The following is a 6,876-nucleotide window of genomic DNA, read 5'->3' on the forward strand; positions in this document are numbered from 1 at the left end:
GTTTATTAAACTGGCACTTTAGTATTAATTCTCCATAAAAGTAACCGAAGAACCATATTGTCTTGCAACATAATCTGTATTTCTACCTTTTTTTCTATCTCCAGTTTCATCTATTACTACGGTTATCGCCGGAGACGCTACGCGAACGTCGCTAATGCTGCGCTAACGGGAGTTCGGACTCGACGGGAACCGCCAAGACTCCGACTCTCTCACGAATTACGAATTACGAATTACGAATTACAAACCATCCCACGACACCCAACCCCAACAATAATGGTGTTAACCAATCACCCCAACGCACGTATAAAGTCTGCGTTTGCCGTCGATAAATTACTTCAGCGTGAGTTTCGTAGGTATTATATCCAGATATCCACAAAGTTCTGCCGTGAGGATCTACAAAAGCTGAATACCCGGTATTGGTTGCCCGTACTGCCCATCTATCGGTTTCAATCGCCCGCATAATATCCTGTGCATGGTGCTGGAGTGGCATCGGGGCACTATAATGGGCATCGTTAGATGAACTGAGGATAAATTGCCCACCCGCAGCAGCTTGACGGCGAAATTGCTCAGAAAAAGCAGATTCATAGCAGATACCAACAATAGCACGGCCAAGGGGTGTGTCAAAAACCTGATTAGGTAAACCTGGGACTTGATGTTCGTCTAGAGGAGATAAACGCTGAATAATCCCGCCTAAAATCTCTTCAAAGGGAACATATTCTCCCAAAGGTACTAGCTTGGCTTTATCGTAACGGCTGACAATTTCACCATTACCATTAACTGTAAATAAGCTATTGGTATAGCTGCGCCCTTTTTCGCCAAAACCACCAACCCAAGCAATTATTTGTTTTTGCTGTACCGCTGCAACTAAGGGGGTTCTGATTAAGTCACGTTGGAAAAAAGGTAAGGCTCCTTCCGGGGTGAGGACTGCATCTACCCCTTGATTTGCCAAAGTTAAGTATCCATCGGTGTAGCCGATGAGTGCCCGTTGTCTTCCTTCGGGGCGGAGTTTAATGAGGTTGGAGATATTGCCTTGAATAATGCCGACTTTGAGAGCAGCTTCTATTGATTGGGTTAAAGGACGGGTGTAGAGCGTAAAACCAATTAGGTGTAGAGTAATTAATAGAATTGTAGCGATCGCAAAATATTTATTAACGAACCGCCAAGGCGCAGAGAAAATCTTGGCGTCTTGGCGATTCATCCATCCTTCCGCAATTAAACCATTAACTGCGACGATCAAAGCTGTAACAGTACTAGGCCCAGAGAGTTGTCCCAGGTGTAAAATTACGAGATTATGCGGGCTTTGGGTGTAAGAAAGAGAACTCCACCATAGGGGGCTAGCGCTCCAAAGTCCTTCTAAAAGACACCAAATTCCTGTACTAATTAATACACGTAACCACGATAGTTTTTTGGTCAGATGAACCATGCAGGCTGCCCAAATAGCTAGGAATAGCCCACCATATAGACTGATGAATCCCCAACAGAAAAAAGCGATCGCTAAACTTGGCCACCAAGGCACACCCAACCAAGTCATGGGGTGAATGCCAGTAATCCAGAATAGGGCAGTACCATGATAACCAATACCCCAGGCGATCGCATTTTTAATTTTTGATTTTTGGCTGGAGTGAGAATTGACAACCAAAACCCATAGGGGGGCTATGGCAACCCAAGCTAAGAACCATGCACCCACAGGGGCAACGGTTAGCCCCATGATAATACCGCTGGCTAAAGCAATTAGATATGGCAGCGCTTGCTTGTTACTCTGCTTCTTCTGCATCAACAGTATCAGGGGGAACTATTGCCACTCCAGTGATGGCGTCATCTTCGTCTAAGCGCTGCACTCTTACTCCCGTAGCGGAACGCGATTGTATAGAAATTGCATTCACTGCTTGACGAATAATAATACCGCGATTTGTCACCATCATGATTTCATTGTCATTGTTGACAATGCCCAAGGTTGCTAGTTGGTCTTTGGTTTTACGGTTTTTAAATTTGGTTGCCATTAAACCTTGACCGGCACGGTTTTGTAAACGGAATTGGCCAACTGGTACGCGTTTACCATATCCACCGATGGTAATTACCAACACCCAAGGGCCAACACTGCCGTTACTTGGTACCTCTTCTGGAGACTCTTCGATTTCGATGATTTCTTCGGTTTCGATTTCTTCACCCTCGGCTTCTGTAGCTGTATCTAACGTGGCCAGAATTGCCGCAGGCAGAATGTCCATCCCCACCAGTTCATCGCCTTTCTTGAGTTTCATCGCTTTCACACCACGGGTAGCCCTACCTAGAGGACGCAGTTGTTCGTGGTTGCAGCGAAAGTGAATTGCCATACCCTGACGCGAACCGATGATCACGCTGTCTTCCACTCTCGCACGTCGTACCCAGCGGAGTTGATCGCCTTCTTCTAGGGAAATGGCAATTAAACCATTGGCACGAATGCTACCAAACGCGGCCAATTCTGTTTTCTTGATGTTGCCACCTTTGGTAAGCATGACCAGATATACGTCGTTAGTAAACTCGCTTACTGGTACAATCGAGGTGATTTTTTCCTCTTTGGGGATGGGCAGCATTTGCACAATCGGTGTACCTCGACTGGTGCGAGAACCTACAGGAATTTGATAGGCTTTCAAGCAGTAAACGACGCCACGCTGACTGAAAAATAAAACACTGTCGTGATCGCAGCAAGTTAAGAAATGCTCAACAGTATCATCTTCTTTGACTTTGGCTGCGGCTTTACCTCTGGTAGCACGGCTTTGGGCTTCAAAGGTGTTGACCGGCATCCGTTTGATGTAACCTTGTTCGGTAAGCAGGATGATCGCTTTTTCATTGGCAATTAAGTCGCGATCGTCTATTTCTCCTTCCCCAGGTAAAATTACGGTGCGACGGGGAGTAGCAAAGCTAGTTTTGAGTTGGGTAACTTCGGTTTCGATGATATCTAGCACCCTTTCGCGCCGGGCCAAAATATCCTGTAAATCGGTAATTTTGACTTGTAAATCTTCGTGTTCTTGGCGAATTTTGTCTGCTTCTAAGGCAGTTAACCGTCGCAGTTGCATCTGTAAAATCGCATCTGCTTGGACTTCTGAAAGACCATAGGTTGTGATTAACTCACCTTTGGCTGTGGGTGCATCTGGTGCATGGCGAATCAAGTTGATAATTGCATCTAATTGCGCTAAAGCAATGAGTAAACCTTGTAAAATATGGTCGCGTTCCTCAGCTTTCCGCAGTTCGTAACGGGTGCGTCTAATGATGGATTCGATGCGGAAATCCAAGAAGACGTTTAGAAATTGCTTGAGGGTGAGGATTTGGGGTTCCCCATTTACCAGCGCTAGCATGTTGGCCCCAAAGTTGGCTTGCAGTGGGGTTTGTTTGTAAAGGTTATTGAGGACGACGCGGGGATAGGCATCGCGCTTGAGTTCGATCACGATTCGCATCCCGTCGCGATCGCTTTCATCCCGGATGTCTGCAATCCCCTCTAAGCGCTTCTCATTCACCATTTCGGCGATTTTTTCAATCAACGCCGCTTTATTGGTTTGATAAGGCAATTCGGTGATAATAATTGCTTCTCGATCTGGACGTCCTCGCTGTTCAACGGTTTCGATGTTAGCCACGCCACGCATGGTAATCGAACCACGCCCTGTGGTGAACGCTTCTCGAATCGCGGCTGTTCCTAAAATCTGCGCTCCTGTGGGAAAATCTGGCCCGTGGATATACTGCATTAACTGGATATCAGTGATTTCTGGATTGTGAATCAATGCCACCAAGCCATCAATCAACTCGCCCAAATTGTGCGGGGGAATATTGGTTGCCATCCCCACTGCGATCCCAGAAGAACCATTCAGTAGTAACTGCGGGACACGTGCCGGTAAAACTGTGGGTTCTTGCTGTGAACCATCAAAGTTATCAGCAAAATCTACAGTTTCTGATTCGATGTCGTGCAGCAGAGCCGCGCTAGTTAAAGCTTGCAAGCGACATTCTGTGTATCGCATTGCCGCTGGCGGATCGTTATCTACAGAACCGAAGTTACCATGCCCATCAACTAAGGGCGATCGCATCGAAAAATTTTGCGCCATCCGCACCAAAGCGTCGTACACTGCCGTGTCACCGTGGGGGTGATATTTACCCAACACTTCCCCTACCACACGGGCACATTTTTTGAAAGGGCGATCGTGCGTCAAACCTAACTCGTGCATTGCGTAGAGAATGCGACGATGAACAGGTTTCAGACCATCCTTGGCATCTGGCAGCGCCCGACCCACAATCACACTCATGGCGTATTCCAGATAAGACTGCGACATCTCATTTCGCAAGTCTGTTGGGATAATCCTCTCCTGTGAGGTTGTCATAACCTAAAAATCTCCAAAAATCGTAGATTTTAGCTTTTATACTTGACAAAGCGCAAAATTATTCTAAATTTCTCTTGAATAATTGCTATATTCTGATACAATTCTATCACACACTCCTTTTTTTTGCTGGGATAGCTGAACGTCAGCGTAGTGTTAAAAGGCTTATGGTTGGGAACAGGGAACAGGTGAGCCAGCACAGTCTTGGGGAGCCACCCCCGTGGGCGGGTTTCCCGACTTGAGGGGAGTGGCGTGGTTTCCCCCATGAGCGACTGGCGAATCCGAAGGGGAACAGGGAACAGTAATAACTGAGTTTGACAAACATCTTCCATTGTTTCCACATACTTTTTTCGGTAGACTTGTTCCACTAACTCTGAATAGAGATTTATGAAGACGCAAGCGATCTTTCAACAATTACAACTAGGTGAATACTTTCGGATACCTGGCATAAGTCCCAGTTGCATTTATAGAAAGGCTAATGGTTCCCATTGCAGCGTGAATGGCTTATTACAACCAATTCGACCATTTACACAAGTTATACCTGTGAATAGTGAGGAAATTACTGAGTATTTTGCAACCAAGCAAGAGTTTCTCAAAAGCATCTCACTGGCGGCACACCGCCCGCGATGAATGAAAGAAACTCTTTTTCTTCCCCTACTCCCCACTCCCCACTCCCCACTCTCTCTGTTTCTTCAGGTCTGACATCTGTTTAATCGGTAGCTTCTTGTTGAGCCTTGAGTTGAGAAGCAATTAAGGGAACTTTGGGAGCTAGAAAAAATCCTATCAAACTAGCGAATAAAATAGGCGTCAAGGGAGTGAAGTTAGTCAGTTTCGACAGTAACAAAGTTGTACTTACAGGTGTGCGCGTCACCGCTGCGTTAATAGCTGCCATTGTACAAATCATCGCTAGGGCTGGATTTAGTCCTGGAATCAAGATTGCTGTGGCTTTGCCAATACAAGCACCAGTAAAAAACAAGGGGATAATAAATCCACCGCGCCATCCACCTGTGACGGTAACGCTAATAGCAGCCATTTTACCCAAAGCCAGAGTTAACAAGAAAACAGCAGAAAAGTCAGTATTAATCACCGATTCTAATTCCTCATGTCCAAAATAACGAGTTAGAGGTAATAGAACTGCTAAACCTCCCAACACAAGCCCTGCTAGTGTTGTATGAATATAAATGGGGCTGGGAATTCGAGCGAAAAGACGATCGCAACTGCGAAAAATACCAATAAAAATCCATCCTGCCACTGCACCTATAATCCCAAACAAGATAGCAAAAGCAAAATCATCGATATTCTCTAGGCGATACTGGGGGAAATGCCAAGTCGGGGCAATTCCCAAGCGTGTAATTGTGGCAAACACTAAATAACTAGCACAACTCGAAACAATAGCTGGCATCAAAGCCTCATAGTATTCCACGATATGCTGATGGTGTAGAATTTCCAGGGCAAACATCGCCCCACCCAGAGGTGCGCCAAACAAAGCCGTGAAGCCAGCAGCCATCGCTGCTAAACTCATAGATCTGAGGTCTTCGCCTTGAAGTCGCAAGCGATCGCCAACCCAAGTACCAAAAGAACCTGTAACTTGTACTAGTGGTGCTTCCGGCCCAGCACTACCACCCGCCGATATGCTCACTAAAGAAGCGAGAATCATTGAGGGGTTTTTGCGAGCATCCAAGCGTCCGCCGCGAAAATGAATATTATCAACTATCACAGCAATTTCACCAGGATTGCCTAGAAAATGAATCACAAGCCCAACTATTAAACCGCTCAGTGGCATCACCAATAACAGACTTAAACCCTCAAACTTGTGCAAGCCGTGGATTATCTGCTCTAAAACATACCTATACAAACTAGCGAATAGACCACAAACAGTCCCCACAGCAGCCCAGCGGATAACCCACCGCGAAATCATCAGAGGATTACGCCTTACCAGTCCAAAAATTTGAGAAAATGTCCAGCGTTGAGTTTGCTCAGTAGCAGAAGGCTTCTTTGGTAACACTGCTTAATTTCCTATTTAACAAAGTGAAACGTAAGATACCGAATATTTACGTTTTTTATGTTATTAGCTTTTAGTCATTGGTCATTTGTTATCTATTCCCCATTCCCCCTAATCCCCACTTTCTCCGAGAGTGGGGGCCCCAAGTTCCCCATTCCCCACACCACAATTTAAGCCCCAAGATAGTGTGTACCTTGCGGCGTGAGAATTTAAGCTGGGCGTATTAAGTTTAGGGAAATGGTTATGGTGGATAAGAAAACAGTTCCAAGTCAAGCCGAACAGATGAATCCAGAAGGCGATGCATCACAATTAAGCCCAGAGGTACTAGATAAAATCAAACATCCACCAAAAATGGACGATGTTATCCGAGAACAATCGCCAGAAGAACACAGAGGCAACCCAGCTTTAGTACCCGAAATGCTTGATGAACCAACTGATGAAATGACTGGATTTACGATGAGAGAGGAGTAATTGGGATGGTTAAGCTTCCCCGGTCTGAAGACACGGGGATTTCTGAAGAGTCCATAAAAGAAC

At 45.8% G+C, this 6,876-nt stretch carries 5 protein-coding genes; 2 read left to right on the top strand and 3 right to left on the bottom strand.

Annotated features, from left to right (window positions below; translation table 11 throughout):
- Positions 1-223 precede the first annotated feature (223 nt).
- Both lnt and gyrA read right to left on the bottom strand, forming a co-directional pair.
- Complete coding sequence (lnt, locus tag AC5JMF_RS27455) at positions 224-1,774, bottom strand: apolipoprotein N-acyltransferase (protein WP_495798876.1); 1,551 nt, start codon at positions 1,772-1,774, stop codon at positions 224-226.
- Positions 1,755-4,343: a DNA topoisomerase (ATP-hydrolyzing) subunit A gene (gyrA, locus tag AC5JMF_RS27460; RefSeq protein WP_495798877.1), complete on the bottom strand. Its 2,589-nt coding sequence runs from the start codon at positions 4,341-4,343 to the stop codon at positions 1,755-1,757. The genes lnt and gyrA overlap by 20 nt, the downstream gene beginning before the upstream one ends.
- 384 nt (positions 4,344-4,727) lie before the next feature.
- Here gyrA and AC5JMF_RS27465 point away from each other — a divergent pair, with 384 nt between their 5' ends.
- Positions 4,728-4,970: a hypothetical protein gene (locus tag AC5JMF_RS27465; RefSeq protein ID WP_495798878.1), complete on the top strand. Its 243-nt coding sequence runs from the start codon at positions 4,728-4,730 to the stop codon at positions 4,968-4,970.
- A 79-nt stretch (positions 4,971-5,049) separates the two neighbouring features.
- On the opposite strand, the gene AC5JMF_RS27470 is transcribed toward AC5JMF_RS27465, so the two are convergent.
- Positions 5,050-6,345 carry a chloride channel protein gene (locus AC5JMF_RS27470; RefSeq protein WP_495798879.1) on the bottom strand — a complete coding sequence of 432 codons (1,296 nt, stop codon included), beginning with the start codon at positions 6,343-6,345 and terminating at the stop codon, positions 5,050-5,052.
- 240 nt (positions 6,346-6,585) lie between these two features.
- On the opposite strand from AC5JMF_RS27470, the gene AC5JMF_RS27475 reads away from it, so the two are divergent.
- Positions 6,586-6,813: a hypothetical protein gene (locus AC5JMF_RS27475; RefSeq protein WP_495798880.1), complete on the top strand. Its 228-nt coding sequence runs from the start codon at positions 6,586-6,588 to the stop codon at positions 6,811-6,813.
- Positions 6,814-6,876 lie beyond the last annotated feature (63 nt).

The organism is Desmonostoc vinosum (assembly GCF_059505385.1).